Raw genomic sequence first — 19,313 nt, 5'->3', positions numbered from 1 at the left:
GCAGACTTGATCCGGGTCAAAGCCGGGGGTGAAACGGGTCTCTAAGTTGCATGGTGACAGTCAAAGGAGAGACCGATGTCGAACACCCCGCACACGCTGCACGATGAATTCCCAGCCGAAGCGCAAAAGATCAGCGCGCTGAAGAATTCAGACCCACGCTTTGCCAGACTGCTGGTCGACTATGACGCCGTGAACGACAAGATCCACCGTTCCGAAATCCGGTTGGACCTCTTGACGGATGCCGAGGAAGAAATCCTGCGCAAGACGCGGCTTCAGTTGAAGGACAGGATTCAGGCTGCGTTGAACGCCGCCTGATCAGCCGATGATCTCGTAGGGCAGCACGTCGCGCGCATTGGGGTTGACCCGCAGGCGCCCTTCCAGCGGGGGAACGGACCGCTGGTGACAGGCCACACGTTCGCAGATCCGGCAGGAAATTCCGATGGGCTCGAACCTGCCTTTCAGGTCAAGCCCGTCGGCGTAAACCATTTGCGCGGCGTGCTGCACCTCGCATCCAAGACCGATGGCATAGCGACGGACCGGGGCAAGGAAGGCCCCGGCCGGTTTTGACACGTCGCGCGCCAGGCACAGATAGCGCACCCCGTCCGGGGTTTCGGCCAATTGGCGCAGGAATTGTCCGGGGGTTTCAAAGGCGCGGTGAACGTTCCACAACGGACAGGCCCCGCCGAAACGGGCGAATTGCAGTCGCGTGGCCGAATGGCGCTTGGTGATCGTGCCGGCCTGATCAACCCGGACGAAGAAGAACGGGATGCCCTTGGCACCGGGGCGTTGCAGCGTGGACAGCCGATGTGCCACCTGTTCGATGCTTGCCCCGAACATGTCGGCCAGCCGTTCCAGATCATGCCGGACCTCTTGCGCGGCGGCCAGAAAGGCGCGGTAGGGCAGAAGGGCCGCCCCCGCGAAATAGTTGGCAAGGCCGATCTTGGCGATGTCGCGGGCCTCGGGCGTGGAAAAGCGGGCAAGGTCCAGCGTTGCTTCCAGCAGGTCATTCTGGGTCAGAAGCGCCACCTGATGCAAAAGCTGGAACCGCTGCGACGGGCTGCTGGCCCGGGCCGAAATGTCCAGCCGCCGGGCTGCGGGATCGTAGTGGCGAAGCGGTGCCTTGTCGGAATAGTGCAAGCTGATGCCAGATCGGCGCAATAAATCCTGCGCCAAGCTATCTATGGCTTTTCCGTTGGTTCCAGAGGTCGCAAAATGTTCGGCCGCCCGATCCATTGCATCCAGATAATTGTCGCAATAGTGAAAGAAGTCCCGCACTTCTTCCCAAGCCGACGGGCGCAAGGTTGCGTCTTCCCGACCCAGAGCCTCATCCAGAGAGGCGAGGCGTTCATGGGTCTGACGATAGGCGCGGTGCAGATCAAGAAAAGCCCGGGCAAGTGCGGGGGCGTTCGAGGCCGCAAGCCGCAGATCGGCCACGGGTGGGGAAGATGACGTGAAGACCGGATCGGCCAAGGCTTCTCGCATGTCGGTGACAAGGCGTTCGCTTTCGCCCACCGTCAGTTCGGTCACATCCAGCCCGAATTCCTGCGCCAGTGCCAGAACCACCGCCGCGCTGACCGGACGGTGGTTGTTTTCCATCTGGTTCAGATAGGGCAGGGACACCGACAGCTTGTCGGCAAAGGCCTTCTGGGTCAGGCTTAGCCGACCCCGGATTTCCCGCAGCTTGACGCCTGCGTAGAGTTTCTGCGTTGCCATGCCTGCCCCCGTTTGCAAAGGAAAGCGTGGCTTTGCAAAGTTCGGGCGTCAAGCGCCGATGTGACGGGCGCGACGGATGACCAGCAGGATCGAGATGACCGAGGCGACCGACGAGGCCAGCATCAGCAGGATCAGCGGCATTTCCGTCGCCCCCGGCCCCAGAAGCACCCCCGCTACTGCCGCAAGGGCAGCCCCCCCGCCAATCATGATTGCCCCGCCAAGCCCCGAGGCGGTGCCGGCAAGTTCGGGCCGGACCGACAGCATCCCGGCATTGGCACTTGGCAGACAGATGCCGTTGCCCAGCCCCATGAACACCGTCAGCCCGAAGAACACCACCGGCCCGGACAGCCCGGCAAGGGTCAGAAGCGTCAGCACCGCAAGACCGCCGGTCGTCACAAGTGTTCCCGCAAGGATCATCCGGTTCATACCCACCCGCACCGAATACCGCCCGGCAAGAAAGTTGCCCGCCGCATAGCCGATCGCCGTCAGGGCAAAAAGCGCGCCCACCTCGGTCGAGGACAGGCCGAACACCTTGTCGCCCACATAGGGCGCGCCGCCAAGGTAGGCGAAAAAGCAGCCCGAAGCGAAGCCGGCCGACATCGTGTAGCCCCAGAACCTGCGAGAGCCGAAAAGCCCGGGATAGGTGCGGATCTGGTCCATCAAGCTTACCTTTCGCAAGGTCGCCGTCTCACCAAGGTCTGTCCAGACCAGCGCCAGAACCCCAACCCCAAGCACCAGAAGCAAAGCGAAGTTTGCCTGCCAGCCATAAAGGTCATCCAGAACCCCGCCGATCACCGGGCCGATCATCGGCACAAGGCTCATCCCCATGGTCACATAGCCAATCATGCTGGCGGCCTGAGCATCGGCCACCATGTCGCGCACGATGGCCCGTGACAGGACCATGCCCGAGGCAATGACCGCCTGCGCCATGCGGAAGATCAGGAACACCGTCGCGTTGGGCGCAAGCAGCGTGCCGACCGTGGCGATCAGGAACAGGATCAGGGATCCGATCAAGACCTTGCGCCTCCCGAACCGGTCAGAAATCGGGCCGATCACGATCTGCAGGGCCGCCGACAGGGCAAGATACAGCGCCACAGATTGCTGCATCAGGCCGTAGGACACGCCGAAATAGGCAGCCATGCCGGGCAGCGAGGGCAGAAAGATGTTCATCGTCAAGGCGGAAAGCCCGGCCAGCAGGATCAGGGTCACGATCTTCGGCGGCGTGGTCCGGTCAAGAAATCGGGCGGGGGCGTGTTGCATGCATCCCGGCTACGCTTGCCGGCGGGAATTGTCCACTCCGCCCGCGCACAGTTGCGGGTGCGGAAAAGCAGGACTTGACCCTTGGACAGGTCGGAAAATTTGCTGATTTGCGATTTGAATCGCGCAGGCCGGAAGGACTTTGCAAATTTTCCGTTTCGTGCTTCTCTGAATCCCCGCCATGGCCTAGTCTGCGTCAGCCATCGGGCAAGTGCCGGGCATCGGGGGGGGAAGATGAAAGACATCCTGCAAGAGCTGGAATCACGCCGCAATGTCGCTCGCGCCGGGGGCGGGGAAAAACGAGTCGCGGCGCAGCACGCCAAGGGCAAGCTGACCGCGCGCGAACGGATCGAGCTTTTGCTGGACGAAGGCAGCTTTGAAGAGTTCGACATGTTCGTCGCCCACCGTTGCACTGATTTCGGGATGGATCAGGAGCGCCCCGCTGGCGATGGTGTCGTTACGGGATGGGGGACTGTGAACGGCCGTATGGTCTACGTCTTTGCGCAGGATTTCACCGTGTTCGGTGGGTCCGTTTCGGAGACCCACGGCGCGAAGATCTGCAAGATCATGGACATGGCGATCCAGAATGGCGCGCCGGTGATCGGGATCAACGATTCCGGCGGCGCGCGGATTCAGGAAGGGGTCGGTTCGCTGGCCGCCTATGGCGAGGTGTTTCAACGCAACGTCATGGCCTCGGGCGTGGTGCCGCAGATTTCCCTGATCATGGGGCCATGCGCAGGCGGCGCGGTCTATTCCCCCGCGATGACCGACTTCATCTTCATGGTGAAGGATTCATCCTACATGTTTGTCACTGGCCCCGACGTGGTCAAGACCGTGACGAACGAACATGTAACGGCAGAAGAGCTGGGCGGTGCCTCGACCCATACCCGCAAGTCCAGCGTGGCTGACGCCGCCTATGAAAACGATGTCGAGGCGCTGGCCGAGACCCGCCGCCTGATCGATTTCCTGCCGCTAAACAACCGCGAAAAGGCCCCGGTGCGCCCGTTCTTTGATGACCCGGCGCGGGTGGAGCATAGCCTTGATACGCTGGTGCCGGACAACCCGAACCAGCCTTATGACATGAAGGAACTCATCACCAAGATCGCCGATGAGGGCGACTTCTTCGAAATCCAGCGCGATTTTGCCGGCAATATCATCACCGGCTTCATCCGGATCGAAGGTCAGTCGGTGGGCGTGGTGGCCAATCAGCCGATGGTTCTAGCCGGCTGCCTTGACATCGACAGCAGCCGCAAGGCCGCCCGCTTTGTCCGCTTTTGCGATGCATTCGAAATTCCGATCCTGACACTTGTTGATGTGCCGGGCTTCCTGCCGGGCGTCAGCCAGGAATATGGCGGCGTGATCAAGCACGGTGCCAAGCTGCTTTACGCCTATGCCGAGGCGACGGTGCCAAAGGTCACGGTCCTGACGCGCAAGACCTATGGCGGGGCCTATGTGGTGATGTCCTCAAAGCATCTGCGGGGCGATTTCAACTATGCCTGGCCCACGGCCGAGGTGGCGGTGATGGGTGCGAAAGGCGCGGTCGAGATCTTGTATCGCAGCGAACTGGGCGACCCCGAAAAGATCGCCGCGCGCGTGAAGGACTATGAAGACCGCTTTGCCAACCCGTTCGTAGCGGCGGAAAAGGGCTTTATCGATGAGGTGATCATGCCCCATTCCACCCGCCGCCGGGTTGCGCGGGCCTTTGCCTCCCTGCGTGGCAAAAAGCAGGCGAACCCATGGAAAAAGCACGACAATATCCCACTTTGATGCGTATGAGCCCCGCCCATCGTCTTGCCCTTGCGGCGCTGTTCGCGGCTCTGGCCGCAGCAGGCGGCTGCGAAAAGGCTGCCCCGACGGCGGATGGCATCGCCGTCCCCTCGGGGCGCGAGGTGCGGCTGATCGAAGTTGTGACCAACGCCCCGGGGCCGGCAGGGGCAACGGCCCGCTTTCGCTTTCTTGCGCCCGGGCTTGCCCTTTCTGACGCCGAAGAGGTGACCGATGACCTTCAGGCCCTGTGCAACAGTTATGCCATTTCCCGGGTCGATGGCATGGTCCCCCAGCCGCAACAGATCATCATCTCTCTGGCCGGGGCCGAGGTGCCGTTCGGGCAGGCTGCGCCGGATGTTGTCCAGTTCTTCGAATCCTTTCGCCCGGACAGCGGATCCTGCATCTGGGAGCCGTTCTGATGCCGTTGTCGCAGGCTCTTTTTCCGGCTGGTCAGATATTTGACCCTGATGTAGGAACGCCACAGGTCGGGAACTTGGTTCGGCGCCTGTGTCTTTCCGTTATCCGTTCGGATATGGTCGGCGCAGGCCGAAATCTTGCGGCCTTCATGTCGTGTCGGGGGCGGGCACACGCACCCCAAGAAAGATGGAGTAGAGGATGTCGAAGAGCGGACGTATCATTCTGGTTCTCGCAATGGCTGCTGCCGTTGCTGCTTGCGCCAAGAAAGAAGAAGTCATGGTTGAGCCGGTCACTGTTGAGCCGACCTACACCGGCAAATACAAGTAATCTTCCGGCGCGGGCCCGTCAGCCTCGGCATTCCGGGCCCGCACCACATTTCAGCGACAAGCGCCCATCGTGCGCCGCTTGGCTGAAGCAGTATTATCCCTTTAGCCGTTACTTTGGCGCCGCCCTCTGGGCGACGGCATCACTTTCGCCTATCCGTCCTGCCTACTGCCATGACAGAGGACAGGACACATGCTGAAGCACCGCGGCTTTCCGGGCCGACTGACCGGAACCGATTTCCAATTCACCATCCGGCGGGCCAACCAGAAGGAAGGCCCCGCAAAGATCATCAAGCGTGAACGCTACAAGGACCGCAAGCATGTGGACCGGTTGGCGGATCAGGCCTTCATGTCCGCGCTCTGGCAGCATTTCGGTGAAGAACCCTTCGAGAGGGGCAATCTTGATGCCGGGCGTCTGTCCTGGCTGTTTGGGCGCGAGGTGGTGCCAGCCGAAGATCCGTTCGATCCGGCCAGTTATGAGGCGCTTTTGCGCATTGACGTAAAGCGTGCCGAGGCCGCCTTTCCCGAAGTCTTCGCCCCGGACGCGCCGGTTGTGGCGTCAGACGACTGGGAAGATGAGGACGAATAGGCATGAACGCGCCGATAGCCCATCGCATTTGGCAAGGTTTTGCGCAGGCCCGGGCCGTCGGTTTGAAGACGTTTGCAATGCAAAGTCTGGAAAGACATTGTCTGCATGTGGGCCAGAGGCAGCAAAGCCCTGACTTGCGCAACTACAGTACGACCCCTTCCCTACGGTCCGGCCCGTCCCAGGCCGGACCGACCCTTTGGGATCGGCGGCTGGATGCCGACTGCGTGAGCGGGACCAAAATCTGCTTTGAAATCCGTGATATTGCGGTAAATCATCCGGCAATAACAACAAACCAACGAGGCAGTCTTCCATGCGCAAGTCGCTTATCCTTTTCGTCCTTCTGTCCACGCCGTTGGCCGGTTGCATGCAGGATCCCGCATCGCGCGGGCTTGCCGGTGCCGCAGCGGGTGCCGTCATCGCCGATGCCACCAAGGGTGACATCCTTACCGGTGCCGTCATCGGTGGTCTTGCCGGTGCCGCATCCTGCGGGATCGAGTTGGGCCTGCCGCCCTGCCGCTCAAGCTACTGATCTGACCGCCTTCGGGCGGGTTGACCACGCATCAAGGACCATCCGGGCCAGCCGCCCGGGTGGTCCTTTTGCATTTCGTTCTGCTTTTCGTTCCGGGGGGACCGCATGTTCAAGAAAATTCTGATCGCCAATCGGGGCGAGATCGCCTGCCGTGTGATCAAGTCCGCACGCAAGATGGGGATCAAGACGGTCGCGGTCTATTCCGACGCCGACCGTAACGCGCTTCATGTGAAGATGGCGGATGAGGCGGTTCATATCGGTCCTTCACCGGCGGCGCAGTCTTATATCGTGATTGACAAGATCATGGCCGCAATCAAGGCAACCGGGGCGGAGGCGGTTCATCCCGGCTATGGGTTCCTCAGTGAAAACATGAACTTCGCCGCCGCGTTGGAGGCGGCTGGCGTGGTCTTCATCGGCCCGCCGTCACCGGCCATCGAAGCGATGGGCGACAAGATCACCTCGAAGAAGCTGGCGATGGAGGCGGGGGTGTCCACGGTCCCCGGCTATATGGGCCTGATCGCGGACGCGGCCGAGGCGGTGCGGATTTCCAATCAGGTCGGCTATCCGGTGATGATCAAGGCCAGCGCCGGCGGCGGTGGCAAGGGCATGCGCATCGCGTGGAATGACGCCGAGGCAGCGGAAGGCTTTCAATCGTCAAAGAACGAAGCCGCCGCCAGTTTTGGCGATGACCGGATCTTCATCGAGAAATTCGTGACCCAGCCCCGGCACATCGAAATTCAGGTGCTTGCCGACAAGCACGGCAACACCGTTTACCTGCACGAACGGGAATGCAGCATCCAGCGCCGGAACCAGAAGGTCATCGAAGAGGCCCCCTCGCCCTTCCTTGATGAAGCTACCCGCAAGGCGATGGGCGAACAGGCCTGCGCCTTGGCCCACGCGGTGGGCTATACCAGTGCGGGGACGGTGGAATTCATCGTCGATGGTAACCGCAACTTCTATTTCCTCGAGATGAACACCCGTTTGCAGGTCGAACACCCTGTCACCGAACTGATCACTGGTGTCGATCTGGTCGAACAGATGATCCGGGTGGCGGCGGGTGAGCCGTTGCCGTTCAAGCAGTCCGATCTGAAGATCAACGGCTGGGCAATGGAAAGCCGGCTTTACGCCGAAGACCCCTACCGCAACTTCCTGCCTTCGATTGGCCGCCTGACCCGCTATCGCCCGCCCGTCGAAGGCCCGACGGCGACAGGCATCGTGCGCAACGATACCGGCGTGTTCGAGGGTGGCGAGATCAGCATGTTCTATGACCCGATGATCGCCAAGCTTTGCACCTGGGCGCCGACCCGCGCCCAGGCGATCGAGGAAATGCGCCTGGCGCTCGACACGTTCGAGGTTGAAGGTATTGGCCACAACCTGCCCTTCGTCGGCGCGGTGATGGATCATCCGCGTTTTGTATCGGGCAACATCACCACGGCCTTCATCGCCGAGGAATATCCCGACGGCTTCCGGGGCGCGACGCTGGCCGATGATGTCTTGCGGCGAGTGGCCGCCTCTGCCGCCGCGATGAACCGGGTGGCCGAAATTCGCCGAACCCGGATTTCCGGCACCATGGACAACCACGAACGCAGGGTCGGCGATGACTGGGTGGTCAGCCTGCAAGGCACCGAACATGCCGTGACCATCTCTGCCGACCCAGAAGGTTCGACTGTCAGCTTTGACGATGGAACGGTCCTTCGTGTCACCTCGGACTGGACGCCGGGCCAACCGCTTGCCCGGCTGAACGTCGGCGGCCAGCCCATCGCTCTCAAGGTTGCGAAGATCCCCATGGGGTTCCGCATGCGCCTGCGTGGCGCGGATCTGAAGGTTCATGTGCGAACCCCACGCCAGCACGCGCTGGCCGGGCTGATGCTTGAAAAAGCCGCGCCGGACACCTCGAAGTATCTCCTTTGCCCGATGCCCGGCCTGATCGTGAAGATCAACGTCGAAGCCGGCGACGAGGTGCAGGAAGGTCAGGCGTTGGCCACGGTCGAGGCGATGAAGATGGAAAACATCCTCAAGGCCGAGCGGGCAGGAACCGTCAAGGCAATCAGGGCCAGCGCGGGTGCCAGCCTGAAGGTTGATGACGTGATCATGGAGTTCGAATGATGTCAGCGCCCTGCGGGATTGCGCTCCAGAATCTCTTGCCGTCTGAGCGGCATCTTGTCGATGGTCGCCGTAATCTCGCGCACATCCCAAGGCAGGGGCTTTCGGACCACGGGCCGCAGATCCTTGTCCATGATCACCAGCGAAAACCCGCGCGGACGCAGTTTCGTGCGCCATTCGCTGCGGGCCGCCGGGTCGGTGTCGGTCACAAGGACAACGTCCCGCTCTTCCAGCGCCGGATAGGCGCGGGCCAGCAGATCCATCTGGCGGATGAAGTTCGGGTCGACCGGGCTGTCGGCAAACACAACGATCGGGCGCTTGACGAACATCTGGTCGTCAAAGACCACGTCGGCCGCAGACAAGGGCCCGAAGCTCGGCGCTTCGGCCAGGGTTTCGACCGAAGTGTCGGCAGCAGTCTCGGCCGCCTCACCCTCTGCCAAGGCGGCGAAGGGCAGAAGGGCTGCGAAAACAAATGCGTGCAAGCGTCTCATCATGCCTCTCTTTCCACTCGATATAGGCGCACGCGAGGGATTTCAAAAGGGACGATGCGACGCATCGGTCAGGGGATAGCATGAGCAATGATCTGAAGGCATGGGAAGCGTTGGCCACAAAGGATCTGAAAGGCGCAACGCCGGGCAGCCTGACCTGGAATACGCTGGAAGGGATTGCGGTCAAACCGCTGTATACCGCGGCCGATACGGCAGGGCTGGCACATATGGGCAGCCTGCCGGGGATCGCCCCTTTCACCCGGGGCGTGCGCGCTACGATGTATGCCGGCCGTCCATGGACCATCCGCCAATACGCGGGCTTTTCCACCGCCGAAGCCTCGAACGCCTTTTACCGCAAGGCACTGGCGGCAGGCCAGCAGGGCGTGTCGGTGGCCTTCGACCTCGCGACGCACCGGGGCTATGACTCGGACCACCCGCGCGTGGTGGGCGATGTCGGCAAGGCCGGGGTGGCGATCGATTCCGTCGAGGACATGAAGATCCTGTTCGACAGCATCCCCTTGGAAAAAGTCAGCGTTTCCATGACGATGAACGGCGCGGTGATCCCGGTTCTGGCGTCATTCATCGTCGCGGGCGAAGAACAGGGCGTGCCGCGCGCAGCACTTTCCGGCACCATCCAGAACGACATCCTGAAAGAGTTCATGGTCCGCAACACCTATATCTACCCGCCCGAACCCTCGATGCGGATCGTGGCGGATATCATCGAATACACCGCGAAAGAGATGCCGAAGTTCAACTCGATCAGCATCAGCGGCTACCACATGCAAGAGGCGGGCGCGAACCTTGTGCAGGAACTGGCCTTCACGCTGGCCGACGGGCGAGAGTATGTGAAAACCGCCATCGCGCGCGGGATGGATGTGGATGACTTCGCCGGGCGGCTGAGCTTCTTCTTCGCCATCGGCATGAATTTCTTCATGGAAACCGCCAAGCTGCGCGCCGCGCGGCTTTTGTGGCACCGGATCATGGCTGAGTTCGGCGCGAAGAAACCTTCGTCGCTTATGCTGCGCACCCATTGCCAGACCTCGGGCGTGTCGTTGCAGGAACAAGACCCCTACAACAACGTCGTGCGCACGGCTTATGAGGCGATGGCGGCCGTCCTTGGCGGCACCCAAAGCCTGCACACCAACGCGCTGGATGAGGCGATTGCCCTGCCATCCGATTTCGCCGCCCGCATCGCGCGGAATACACAGCTGATCTTGCAGGAAGAAACCGGTATCACCCATGTCGTCGATCCGCTGGCGGGCAGCTACTATGTCGAAAGCCTGACCGACCAGATGGCGCAAGAGGCGTGGAAGATCATCGAGGAAGTCGAGGCGATGGGTGGCATGACCAAGGCCGTCGCCACCGGCATGCCGAAACTGCGGATCGAGGAATCCGCCGCCCGCCGGCAGGCGATGATCGACCGGGGGGATGAGGTGATCGTCGGGGTCAACAAATACCGGCTGGCGAAGGAAGACGCGATCGATATCCGCGACATCGACAATGTCGCCGTGCGCGAGGCGCAGGTCGCCAAGCTGACAGGCATCCGCGCCACCCGTGACGCCGGGCGCGTCGAGGCGGCACTGGGCGAACTGACCCGCCGCGCGACCGAAGGCGGCAACCTGCTTGACGCGGCGGTCGAGGCCGCCCGGGCGCGCGCAACCGTAGGGGAAATCAGCATGGCGATGGAAAAGGTGTTCGGCCGACACCGGGCCGAGGTCAAGACGCTCGCCGGAGTCTATGGCGCGGCCTACGAGGGCGATGCGGGCTTCGAGGCGATCCAGAAGGACGTCGAAGCCTTCGCCGAAGCCGAAGGTCGACGCCCGCGGATGCTGGTTGTGAAGATGGGGCAGGATGGGCATGACCGCGGTGCCAAGGTCATCGCTACGGCCTTCGCCGATATCGGCTTTGACGTGGATGTCGGTCCTCTGTTCCAGACCCCCGAGGAAGCCGCGCAGGACGCCATCGACAACGATGTGCATGTCATTGGCATTTCCAGTCAGGCTGCGGGCCACAAGACGCTTGCGCCAAAACTGGTCGAGGCGCTCAAGGCCGCCGGGGCCGGGGATATTCTGGTCATCTGTGGTGGTGTCATTCCGCAGCAGGATTATGATTTCCTGTTTCAATCGGGAGTAAAAGCAATCTTCGGCCCCGGCACCAATATTCCGGCGGCGGCCAAAGACATCCTTGACCTGATCCGCGCCGCGCGCCGCTGAACTGTCGCGGGGGGCCTTCTGCCCCCCACACCCCCAGAGAGTATTTGAAAAAAGAGCATAACCAGTTGCTCTTTTCCATAAATACTCCCCGCGGAGCGTCCAACGCCTGCCGAGGGCGCGCCAGCAGAAATCTTTGAGCAGACGCCCAGATGCCTGCGGGGGCGCAAGCCCCGGCAGGCGACAGACCAGGCTTGCGGCCCTTGGGCCGCACCGATGGGTCAGAGGTCGATTTCGCCGTTCGGGCCGGGCAGGATCTCCGGCTTTGGCGGCAAGGGCATTGTGCGTCGGATCAGGATGTCGCCGTTTGGAAGCATGACCGGCGCCTCGTAGTTGCGAAAGTCATCCACAATCGCAATCAACTGTTGTAGCTTCGGCCCCAGTTCCTTCAGCGCGGGCTCTACCTCGGACAGGGCCTTGCCCATCTCGTCAAGAGCCGGCTCCATCTCGGTCATCAAGCCGCGCAGGACCAGTCTCGCACCTTCTTCGATCAGGCTGAAACCGTCATCTTTGACTTCCGGCGCGGGGGGGGCCTCCTGCGCAAGGGCGGGTGCGGCCAAGATGCAAAGGGCAAGGGTGAGTCTCATGCAGGCAGTATGGGCCTCGGACCCATCGAATTCAAATCACATCTGGCAGGTCGATCGTCACCGGAAAATGGTCCGATGCCTGCAATATCGCCTCTCTCAGTTCGGGAATGCGCATGATGCGGGGGTCATCGAGAGGATGCCAGATCCGCCAGTCCGGCTGCTTGGCGGCAAGGTCGGGCGACACCATGATGAAATCCAGCATCGCCTCAAAAAAGCGTTTCTGCGGGGCGAGGTAGAAACGTGCCGAGGTGGGTGACAGCGCGACCCTGCTTTGCAACGTCATCTTCGCGTGCGGGTCAAACAGATGCAGGCTTTCATCCGGTGTCATGCCAAGCACGATCTCCACCCCGGAATGGCCGAACAGCTTTTCAAACTCGTCCAGCCCCGGGCCGTCATTGAAGTCGCCCATGACGATCAGACTGTCACCAGCAATGAGATGGGTCTCCACCCGTTCGCGTAGCCACAGGCATTGCGCCAACTGCTTGCGACGGTTTTCGATCGACATGCGGATCTTCGCCTCGCGCCCGGAGACACCGTAGGGGTTCTTTGACTTGGCATGCACCCCGATCAGCCGCAGCTTCGTGCCGCCGTTTGACGTCACCGCCAGTTCCAGCGGCGGCTTCGAAAAGGTGATGGTTTCGAATATATTATCATTATCAAGATCATATCGGAAAGTGCCATCAAAGCGCGGCGCGTCGGTTGACCCGCGTTTTCCGACCGGGGCGCCCAAGGGGTCATGGTAGAGGCTCAGCCGGTCCGGGTCATAAAGGACCGCGATTTCCTGTTCGGTTTCCGACGGAAAGCCGATCAGCGCCTTGCGGGCGCGCAGATCGAAATGGCGCGCGAACCGTTCCAGCGCAGTCACGGTTGACCGACGGCTGCCGGTGTCGGGCGCTTCGATCACCATCACCAGATCGGCATCAAGCGCCGTGAAGACGATGCCAAGCGCACCAAGTTGTTCCCCCCGTGTCACCTGGTAACGGGCGGAGGGTTTGTCGTCGGCGCGCATCCGGCCCCGGTCGTCGAAGAGGGCGTTGAACCATTCGACATTGTAAGTCGCCAGCCGCAGGGGCCGGGCGGTCATGCCGCTTCCTTGGCGTTGATCTGGCGCCAAGCCTCATTGATCAGCTGCATCCGCCGTTCGGCAAGTTTCATCGCCTCGGGCGGGACACCGCGCGACTGCATCACATCCGGGTGGGTGTCGCGGACCAGCTCTTTCCAGGCCTTGCGGGCTTCGGCCTTGCTGGCAGTGCGGGGCAGGCCAAGCACATCATAGGGGTCGCGCGGCGCGCCTTCCACCAGCCGGGACCGGACAATGTGAAAGCAGGCCTCGTCCAGCCCGAACTCTTCGGCCACATGCGCCAGAAAGGCATCTTCGCCCGCGTGGTAGGATCCGTCAGCGATGGCGATCTGGAACAGGGCCTCAAGGATATCGACCAGAACGTGATGGTCATCGGCGCAGATGCGGCGGCCTTCGGGGTTGAACAGCCGGGCGATCTTGCGCGCATAGGCGTCAAAGCCGGCAATATCCTGCCGGGCAAGGTTGAAGACATGGGCCGCGTGCGCCTCTTCGCCTTCGGGGAAGGTGAAGATGCGGCGGAAGGCAGTCACCTCATCACGGGTCACGGTGCCATCGGCCTTGGCCATCTTTGCGCCAAGGGCCAGCACGGCGATGGTAAAGCCGACCGACTGTTCCGGTGCGGTCGTCCCGCGCAGCCGGTCAAAGACAACAGACAGCGGTTCGCCCTTGGCAAGGGCTGAAAGGGCGTCGGCAATGCGGGTCCAGATCGACATGATGGCGCGATCTTAGCTGCCCCGGCGCGCGATGTCAGAGGAATTTCTGCATCAGCACAAGGTCGATGAAACGGCCGAACTTGAAGCCCGCCTCTGGCACCCGTGCAATTTCGGCAAAGCCCATGCGCGAATGGAAGGCAAGGCCGTCTGGGTTCTCGGCCGAGACCCCGGCAATCATCTGATGCGCACCGGCCCGGGCTGCGTGGTCGCAAAGTGCTGTGACAAGCTGGCGTCCTGCACCGCGCCCGCGTGCCGCTGGTGCCAGAAGGATCGAATGTTCCATGCAGGTTCGGTAACCGACCCCGCCGCGAAACTGGGCGTAGCTGGCAAAACCAAGAAGGCCCTCGGCTTCTGCAACGAAGGTCGCATGGCCAAGCCGCGCCCGTCCGTCGATCATCGCCTCGACATCGGCTGGCGACTTTTCGACCGCGTTGAAGGTGACGGCGGTGTCACGGATGTAGGGGTTCCAGAGTGTGGCTATTGCCCCGGCGTCGGCCACGTTTGCAGGGCGGATCAGCAAAGTGTCACCGGCCCATTCGGGGTGTCGAGGGCGGCGCGAATGGCAAGGCTTGCACCGTCAAGGATCACCACCCGCGGATCACCCAACCGCCCGGCAAGGGATGCGCGCAGGGCCGTTGCGTCGGGGTGGGTGATCTCCAGCCGGGTCAGCCGTAGGCCGGTTTCGGGCAGCGCGCGGGCCGGATGGGCCGCACCTTCCCACTGGATCAAGGCCGGAAAGGCACCGTCAAAGGGCAGTCGTCCGTTGTCAGGCACCGCCATCTGCCAGCGGTAGTCGCCCCGCTGCAAGGCCAAGGGCGCGCCGATTCCCTTTGGCCCAAGGGCCACCTCGGCCGCCAGATCATCACAGCCCGCCACCCAGTTCGCCAAGCGGGGCGGTCCGGTGAAACGATCCATGTCAAACCAGCGCGGGCGCCCCGGCGCTGGGGCGTCGGGGTCAATTGCGATGACCTCCAGATAAAGATCCCCCAGACCCAGAAGCCGGTTGTGCGTCGCCATGAGCGGATGCTTGCCGCCCCCGGCCATTGTCACGCCAAGCAGGGACTCAACGGCAGCGACACCGTCTTCCAGCCGCCCGGCCACGACCGCCAGATGATCCAGCCTCAGCATCAGGCGGCCTTCGTCACATTGGGGGCTGCCTTCAGGGCGACTGAAAGTGCCTTGAAGCGGGCCTGCGCCACTTCGCCGAAAAGGCCCACGCCGGCAGGGGTCAGTTCCAGTTCCAGCAGCCGTTTCTTCGGCTGCCAGTGCAAGCGCCCTGCCTTGGCCGGATCTCCGACCGAGAACATCGCCCCGAAGCGCATGGCCTTGCCCAGAACCTCGGCGGCCTGAATTTCGTCTTCGGACAAGAGCCGGAACATCGGTTCCAGCCGCGACCCGGACCGGCTGTTCTTGTAGCGGTGCAGCAGCGCCAGCCCCAGAAACACCCGTCCGGGGTGATCAAGCCCGCCCAGATTGGCGCGGGTGGCGTTGTCAAAACAGGCCTCGGCCCGGAAATCGGGATGTGCGCGCCAAGTGGTGTCATGGAGCAGGCAAGCAGCCTTGATCAGGCGCAACTGGGCCTTTGAGGCATCGGGAAACAATGGCAGCAGGAAATCATAAAGCTTCTTGCCAAAGCCGGGGATGCGGGCCTGCACCACCTCGGCCATCCGCGCGGCCTCGATCAACGGGTCACGGGCGCGCAGTTTTTCCGGCATGTGTTCATACAAGAGCCCCTCGCGGATGCCGTAGGCCGAAACGTCGATCTCGGACGGCTGGAACACCTTGACCAGTTCGCGCAAGACTTCACAGGCAAGTGGCACCAGTTCCATGCGTTCCGCGCTGGTCCCGGTGCGGCCGCGCAAGACCGCAAGGTCGGTCACGGCCAGCCAGTCGAGCGTGTCATCAAGGCCCTTTGGCGTCATCCGGTATTCGTGAAGGACGGTAAGAGGGTAATTCCGCCGCTCCATGTCCAGCCGGGCGATCACCCGCCAGCTGCCGCCGACCAGATAGATCCGTTCGCCGGTCGATTTCATCACTTCCTGCACGGACTTCAGAACCTTGGCGATATGCGCGCGGCGGATTTTCGGGTCGGGCGATAGCTGCTGAAGCCGGAAAGGACCAAGCGCTGTCGAGGCGCGCTTGCCCACGCGGCCATCCCCGATCCGCGCCAGCTCCATCGAATTGCCGCCGATGTCGCAGACGATCCCCTTGGCATCGGGCCAGCCCAGAAGCACGCCCTGCGCTGAAAGCCGCGCCTCTTCGTCGCCGTCCACCACATGCAGCCTCAGACCGGTTTCGCGCAGCACCTCGGCCTGAAACTCGGCGCCGTCTGTGGCCTCGCGGGTTGCGGCGGTGGCGACGACGGTCATGGGCTCGATCTGCATCCCCTCGGCCAGAAGCGCAAAGCGGCGCAGCGCCGACAGCGCCCGGATGCGTCCTTCGGGGTTCAGACGCCCGGTTTCGGCCAGACCCTTGCCCAGACCGCACATGATCTTTTCGTTGTAGAAATAGGCGGGGGATCGCGCCGCGCCATCAAAGACCACCATCCGGACCGAGTTCGAGCCGACATCAACAACCCCGACGCGGCTAAGGGCGCGGGCGGAAGGGTCGTCGAACAAGGGGCGACCGAAGGGGCCGTCATCGTCGTCTTCGCCGGTCTCGGAGGGTCCGGTTCCATAAGGTGCCATGGTAGATTCCCCTCTGCCGCGCAGGCCGCACCATGCCGCCCCGGGGTCAGTGGGTCAACACCGCGCGGGCTGTAACGATGGTCACGGGGCCTATACCAGCGGGGTGAATCGCAGAGGGCGCAGGCGGTCATAGATCAGGTAGAACACATAGGCATAGCAAACATAAAACAGGGTCAGACCAAGGTTGACGGCCAGCGCATCGGAAAGGCTGTGCTGCCCGACCCAAAGGATCAGGGGCAAGGTCACCACGATGGGGGACACCTCGTGCGATACCGCGTGCAGCAAACGCAGCGCGTGGGGCCTGTCACTGGCCGGACGACCGGTCAGGCGATGTTCGATCCGGTCAAAGGCGATGTTGTGGAGCGGGGTCCAGATCAGGACGGCCAGTGAAAGCGTTACCAGCAGGATCAACCCTTCGTCAGCGGGGCGGCCAAAAAAGACCTCGTAAAGCGGCACCGCAAGCAATAGCCCGCCGGCCTCGAATACCAGTGTCTGGCACAGCCTTTCCAAACACGAGCGCTGCATTTCCGGCCTCCCTGCCTTTGATAGAGGATGTCTATCGAAGGCAGGGCGCAGTTTCTGTCACCCGGGGAACACCCGGGCCGTCAGATGGTCGGCGCGGCCCCGGCGGGATCGTCGTCCTTCACCGACACAAGGCGCGGCGCATCCTTGGCGCCAGCGGTTCCCCGCCCGGAAAGTGACGGGTTTTCCATGAAGAACTGGTGGCAATTGAACAGCTTGCCATCTCCCGGTGCCAGATCGCGGGTATAGGTACCATCGGGCGCCAGAACCCAGCTTTGCGCCTCATCTGCAAGGTTTGCGGCCATGATCTGGCTGAGGATCTGGCTTTTGACCGTAGGGTTATGCGCCTCGACAAGGGTTTCCACCCGCCGTGTCAGATTGCGACCCATCCAGTCGGCCGAGGAAAAGAATACCCGGGCTTTCTTGGAAGGCAGCCCGTGGCCATTGCCAAAGCAGACGATGCGGCTGTGTTCCAGGAACCGCCCGACAATGGATTTGACGCGGATGTTTTCCGACAGCCCCTTCACGCCCGGACGCAAGCCACAGATGCCCCGGATGACAAGGCTGATCTTCACCCCGGCCTGACTGGCGGCATAAAGCGCGTCGATCACGTCGGGCTCGATGACCGAATTCATCTTTGCCCAGATTTCCGCAGGACGACCGGCGCGGGCGTTCTCCGCCTCGGCTGCAATGAGTTCCAGAAGCCTCGGCTTCAGGGTGATGGGCGAGATGGCAAGGTTTTCCAGCCCCTCAGGCTGCACATAGCCAGAGAGGTAGTTGAACACCTTGGTAGCATCGCGGCCAAGGGCTGCATCGCAGGTGAAGAATGACAGGTCGGTATAGATCCGCGCGGTGATCGGGTGATAGTTGCCCGTGCCGTAATGGGTATAGGTGACCAGATGATCACCTTCGCGCCGGACCACGGTGCTGATCTTGGCGTGGGTCTTGTAGTTGACAAAGCCGTAAACCACATGGGCGCCGGACCGTTCCAGCCGACGGGATTGACGGATATTCGCGGCCTCGTCGAATCGGGCCTTCAGTTCCACAAGCGCGGTGACCGATTTCCCGGCTTCTGCCGCTTCGCACAGCGCCGAGACGATGGGGCTGTCCCACGACGTTCGGTAAAGCGTCTGCTTGATCGCAAGAACGTTGGGATCGCGCGCCGCAAGTTCCAGAAAGCGGATCACCATGTCGAAGGTCTCATACGGGTGATGCAGCAGCATGTCCTTCTGCCGGATCGCCGAAAAGAGATCGCCGTCGTGATCCTGCACCCGTTCTGGCACCCTTGGGGTGAAGGGCGGCCACATCAGGTCTTTCCGGCTGGACAGGATCAGTTCCTTCAGGTCTGCCACGCCCAGAAGGCCCTTGACCTCCACGACCTCATCTTCGGTGACGACAAGCTCTTCCATGATCAGCGCGCGCAGGTCTTCCGGCGCGCCGGCAGACAGCTTCAGGCGGATCACCTCGCCGCGGCGGCGGCGCTTCAGCGCGGTTTCAAACTCGCGCACAAGGTCTTCTGCCTCGTCCTCGACTTCAAGGTCGCTGTCGCGCAGCACGCGAAAGCTGCAATGGCCCTTGTCGGTATAGCCCGGAAACAGCATCCCCAGATGCAAAAGCAAAAGGTCTTCCAGCGGCAGGAAGCGGTGTTCGCCCTCTTTGCCGGGCAAAGGCACGAAGCGGGCGATCTGCTGAGGGATCGGCAAAAGCGCTTTCAGCTGGCGGTGGTCCGACCGCCGCTCAAGTTCCAGCGCCAGCGAAAAGCCGGTGTTGGGGATGAAGGGGAAAGGGTGCGCCGGGTCGATTGCCAAGGGCGACAGCACCGGAAAGACGTTGTTCAGAAAATGCGCTTCAAGATGCTTCAGGTCGCGCGCGGTCAGCTTTGAGCGGGGGACAATGCTGATGCCTTCGGCTTCCATTTCCTTGCGCAGGCGGTTGAAGGTGGTCTGCTGGGTCTGCATCAGGTGGCGCGCATTGGCGTTGATCAGTTGCAACTGTTCCGCCGGGCTGCGGCCATCTTCCGAAAGCGTGGCATTGCCGTTGCGCACCAAGGCGCGCAGTCCCGCCACGCGGACGGTGTAGAATTCGTCAAGGTTGGTGGCGCTGATCGACAGAAAGCGCAACCGCTCCAGCAAGGGAACGGCCGGGTTTGCCGCTTCCTCCAGCACCCGCCAGTTGAAGGCGAGCCACGACAGTTCGCGGTTGAAATAGCGCGCCGGACCAGCCGTTTCAGCAAACGGCAGTTCAACCGGGGCAGGGAAGGGCGATTTCAGGAAATCTGCTTGGGTCATGGCCGGGTTATGCCGCGCGCTTCGTGACAGGATCGTGAC

Annotated in this window: 19 protein-coding genes; 8 read left to right on the top strand and 11 right to left on the bottom strand. The window is 62.3% G+C overall.

Annotated elements, in window-relative coordinates; all coding sequences use genetic code 11:
* Window positions 1-75 precede the first annotated feature (75 nt).
* Window positions 76-315: a DUF465 domain-containing protein gene (locus QUV21_RS09630; RefSeq protein WP_300854542.1), complete on the top strand. Its 240-nt coding sequence runs from the start codon at window positions 76-78 to the stop codon at window positions 313-315.
* On the opposite strand, the gene QUV21_RS09625 is transcribed toward QUV21_RS09630, so the two are convergent.
* Window positions 316-1,713 carry a short-chain fatty acyl-CoA regulator family protein gene (locus tag QUV21_RS09625; protein WP_300854540.1) on the bottom strand — a complete coding sequence of 466 codons (1,398 nt, stop codon included), beginning with the start codon at window positions 1,711-1,713 and terminating at the stop codon, window positions 316-318. It abuts the gene before it with no gap.
* A 48-nt stretch (window positions 1,714-1,761) separates the two neighbouring features.
* Complete coding sequence (locus QUV21_RS09620) at window positions 1,762-2,973, bottom strand: multidrug effflux MFS transporter (protein WP_300854538.1); 1,212 nt, start codon at window positions 2,971-2,973, stop codon at window positions 1,762-1,764.
* A gap of 231 nt (window positions 2,974-3,204) precedes the next feature.
* Between QUV21_RS09620 and QUV21_RS09615 the strand changes: the two genes are divergently transcribed.
* The 6 genes from QUV21_RS09615 to QUV21_RS09590 all read left to right on the top strand — a co-directional run bounded on the left by QUV21_RS09615 (window position 3,205) and on the right by QUV21_RS09590 (window position 8,701).
* Complete coding sequence (locus QUV21_RS09615; protein WP_300854537.1) at window positions 3,205-4,737, top strand: acyl-CoA carboxylase subunit beta; 1,533 nt, start codon at window positions 3,205-3,207, stop codon at window positions 4,735-4,737.
* The gene (locus QUV21_RS09610) at window positions 4,737-5,156 is read left to right on the top strand and encodes a DUF6497 family protein (protein WP_300854536.1); all 420 of its coding nucleotides are present in this window, start codon (window positions 4,737-4,739) and stop codon (window positions 5,154-5,156) included. Before QUV21_RS09615 ends, QUV21_RS09610 begins: the two co-directional genes overlap by 1 nt.
* A 196-nt stretch (window positions 5,157-5,352) precedes the next feature.
* Complete coding sequence (locus QUV21_RS09605) at window positions 5,353-5,481, top strand: hypothetical protein (RefSeq protein ID WP_300854535.1); 129 nt, start codon at window positions 5,353-5,355, stop codon at window positions 5,479-5,481.
* A 189-nt stretch (window positions 5,482-5,670) separates the two neighbouring features.
* A complete protein-coding gene (locus QUV21_RS09600; protein ID WP_300854533.1) occupies window positions 5,671-6,066 on the top strand; it encodes a hypothetical protein in 396 nt (131 codons plus the stop codon).
* Window positions 6,067-6,376: 310 nt separating this feature from the next.
* Window positions 6,377-6,595 (top strand): hypothetical protein, encoded by a 219-nt coding sequence (locus tag QUV21_RS09595; protein WP_300854530.1) that lies wholly within the window; start codon window positions 6,377-6,379, stop codon window positions 6,593-6,595.
* Window positions 6,596-6,700: 105 nt separating this feature from the next.
* Window positions 6,701-8,701: an acetyl/propionyl/methylcrotonyl-CoA carboxylase subunit alpha gene (locus QUV21_RS09590; protein ID WP_300854529.1), complete on the top strand. Its 2,001-nt coding sequence runs from the start codon at window positions 6,701-6,703 to the stop codon at window positions 8,699-8,701.
* Between the two features lie 2 nt (window positions 8,702-8,703).
* On the opposite strand, the gene QUV21_RS09585 is transcribed toward QUV21_RS09590, so the two are convergent.
* Complete coding sequence (locus QUV21_RS09585) at window positions 8,704-9,189, bottom strand: DUF4174 domain-containing protein (protein WP_300854900.1); 486 nt, start codon at window positions 9,187-9,189, stop codon at window positions 8,704-8,706.
* 80 nt (window positions 9,190-9,269) lie between these two features.
* Between QUV21_RS09585 and scpA the strand changes: the two genes are divergently transcribed.
* On the top strand, window positions 9,270-11,399 hold the full coding sequence (scpA, locus tag QUV21_RS09580) for a methylmalonyl-CoA mutase (protein ID WP_300854528.1): 2,130 nt from the start codon (window positions 9,270-9,272) through the stop codon (window positions 11,397-11,399).
* Between the two features lie 218 nt (window positions 11,400-11,617).
* On the opposite strand, the gene QUV21_RS09575 is transcribed toward scpA, so the two are convergent.
* The 8 genes from QUV21_RS09575 to QUV21_RS09540 all read right to left on the bottom strand — a co-directional run bounded on the left by QUV21_RS09575 (window position 11,618) and on the right by QUV21_RS09540 (window position 19,274).
* Complete coding sequence (locus QUV21_RS09575) at window positions 11,618-11,983, bottom strand: AAA+ family ATPase (protein ID WP_300854526.1); 366 nt, start codon at window positions 11,981-11,983, stop codon at window positions 11,618-11,620.
* A 31-nt stretch (window positions 11,984-12,014) separates the two neighbouring features.
* On the bottom strand, window positions 12,015-13,067 hold the full coding sequence (locus tag QUV21_RS09570; protein ID WP_300854524.1) for an endonuclease/exonuclease/phosphatase family protein: 1,053 nt from the start codon (window positions 13,065-13,067) through the stop codon (window positions 12,015-12,017).
* Window positions 13,064-13,777, bottom strand: a complete 714-nt coding sequence (locus tag QUV21_RS09565; RefSeq protein WP_300854523.1) for a molecular chaperone DjiA — start codon at window positions 13,775-13,777, stop codon at window positions 13,064-13,066. Before QUV21_RS09565 ends, QUV21_RS09570 begins: the two co-directional genes overlap by 4 nt.
* Before the next feature lie 34 nt (window positions 13,778-13,811).
* The gene (locus QUV21_RS09560) at window positions 13,812-14,294 is read right to left on the bottom strand and encodes a GNAT family N-acetyltransferase (protein WP_300854899.1); all 483 of its coding nucleotides are present in this window, start codon (window positions 14,292-14,294) and stop codon (window positions 13,812-13,814) included.
* The gene (locus QUV21_RS09555) at window positions 14,291-14,905 is read right to left on the bottom strand and encodes a VOC family protein (RefSeq protein ID WP_300854521.1); all 615 of its coding nucleotides are present in this window, start codon (window positions 14,903-14,905) and stop codon (window positions 14,291-14,293) included. The genes QUV21_RS09560 and QUV21_RS09555 overlap by 4 nt, the downstream gene beginning before the upstream one ends.
* Window positions 14,905-16,464, bottom strand: a complete 1,560-nt coding sequence (locus QUV21_RS09550; RefSeq protein ID WP_300854519.1) for a Ppx/GppA family phosphatase — start codon at window positions 16,462-16,464, stop codon at window positions 14,905-14,907. The genes QUV21_RS09555 and QUV21_RS09550 overlap by 1 nt, the downstream gene beginning before the upstream one ends.
* A 90-nt stretch (window positions 16,465-16,554) precedes the next feature.
* Window positions 16,555-16,989, bottom strand: coding sequence for a PACE efflux transporter (locus QUV21_RS09545; protein WP_300854517.1), 435 nt, complete (start codon window positions 16,987-16,989; stop codon window positions 16,555-16,557).
* Between the two features lie 80 nt (window positions 16,990-17,069).
* Window positions 17,070-19,274, bottom strand: coding sequence for an RNA degradosome polyphosphate kinase (locus QUV21_RS09540; protein ID WP_300854515.1), 2,205 nt, complete (start codon window positions 19,272-19,274; stop codon window positions 17,070-17,072).
* Between the last annotated feature and the right edge of the window lie 39 nt (window positions 19,275-19,313).

The sequence above is a fragment of the Tabrizicola sp. genome (assembly GCF_030373185.1).
Classification (GTDB): domain Bacteria; phylum Pseudomonadota; class Alphaproteobacteria; order Rhodobacterales; family Rhodobacteraceae; genus Tabrizicola.
Note: the sequence above shows the minus strand (reverse complement) of the source record. Positions and strands in the feature narration are given on the sequence as shown.

Excerpts from the sequence above, each read along its gene's own strand:
- QUV21_RS09615 (WP_300854537.1), top strand. The coding sequence starts at position 3,205 with ATGAAAGACATCCTGCAAGAGCTGGAATCACGCCGCAATGTCGCTCGC.
- QUV21_RS09590 (WP_300854529.1), top strand. The coding sequence starts at position 6,701 with ATGTTCAAGAAAATTCTGATCGCCAATCGGGGCGAGATCGCCTGCCGT.
- QUV21_RS09540 (WP_300854515.1), bottom strand. The coding sequence starts at position 19,274 with ATGACCCAAGCAGATTTCCTGAAATCGCCCTTCCCTGCCCCGGTTGAA.
- QUV21_RS09550 (WP_300854519.1), bottom strand. The coding sequence starts at position 16,464 with ATGGCACCTTATGGAACCGGACCCTCCGAGACCGGCGAAGACGACGAT.
- QUV21_RS09630 (WP_300854542.1), top strand. The coding sequence starts at position 76 with ATGTCGAACACCCCGCACACGCTGCACGATGAATTCCCAGCCGAAGCG.
- QUV21_RS09555 (WP_300854521.1), bottom strand. The coding sequence starts at position 14,905 with ATGCTGAGGCTGGATCATCTGGCGGTCGTGGCCGGGCGGCTGGAAGAC.
- QUV21_RS09575 (WP_300854526.1), bottom strand. The coding sequence starts at position 11,983 with ATGAGACTCACCCTTGCCCTTTGCATCTTGGCCGCACCCGCCCTTGCG.
- QUV21_RS09620 (WP_300854538.1), bottom strand. The coding sequence starts at position 2,973 with ATGCAACACGCCCCCGCCCGATTTCTTGACCGGACCACGCCGCCGAAG.
- QUV21_RS09625 (WP_300854540.1), bottom strand. The coding sequence starts at position 1,713 with ATGGCAACGCAGAAACTCTACGCAGGCGTCAAGCTGCGGGAAATCCGG.
- scpA (WP_300854528.1), top strand. The coding sequence starts at position 9,270 with ATGAGCAATGATCTGAAGGCATGGGAAGCGTTGGCCACAAAGGATCTG.
- QUV21_RS09570 (WP_300854524.1), bottom strand. The coding sequence starts at position 13,067 with ATGACCGCCCGGCCCCTGCGGCTGGCGACTTACAATGTCGAATGGTTC.
- QUV21_RS09610 (WP_300854536.1), top strand. The coding sequence starts at position 4,737 with ATGCGTATGAGCCCCGCCCATCGTCTTGCCCTTGCGGCGCTGTTCGCG.
- QUV21_RS09605 (WP_300854535.1), top strand. The coding sequence starts at position 5,353 with ATGTCGAAGAGCGGACGTATCATTCTGGTTCTCGCAATGGCTGCTGCC.
- QUV21_RS09585 (WP_300854900.1), bottom strand. The coding sequence starts at position 9,189 with ATGAGACGCTTGCACGCATTTGTTTTCGCAGCCCTTCTGCCCTTCGCC.
- QUV21_RS09595 (WP_300854530.1), top strand. The coding sequence starts at position 6,377 with ATGCGCAAGTCGCTTATCCTTTTCGTCCTTCTGTCCACGCCGTTGGCC.
- QUV21_RS09600 (WP_300854533.1), top strand. The coding sequence starts at position 5,671 with ATGCTGAAGCACCGCGGCTTTCCGGGCCGACTGACCGGAACCGATTTC.
- QUV21_RS09565 (WP_300854523.1), bottom strand. The coding sequence starts at position 13,777 with ATGTCGATCTGGACCCGCATTGCCGACGCCCTTTCAGCCCTTGCCAAG.
- QUV21_RS09545 (WP_300854517.1), bottom strand. The coding sequence starts at position 16,989 with ATGCAGCGCTCGTGTTTGGAAAGGCTGTGCCAGACACTGGTATTCGAG.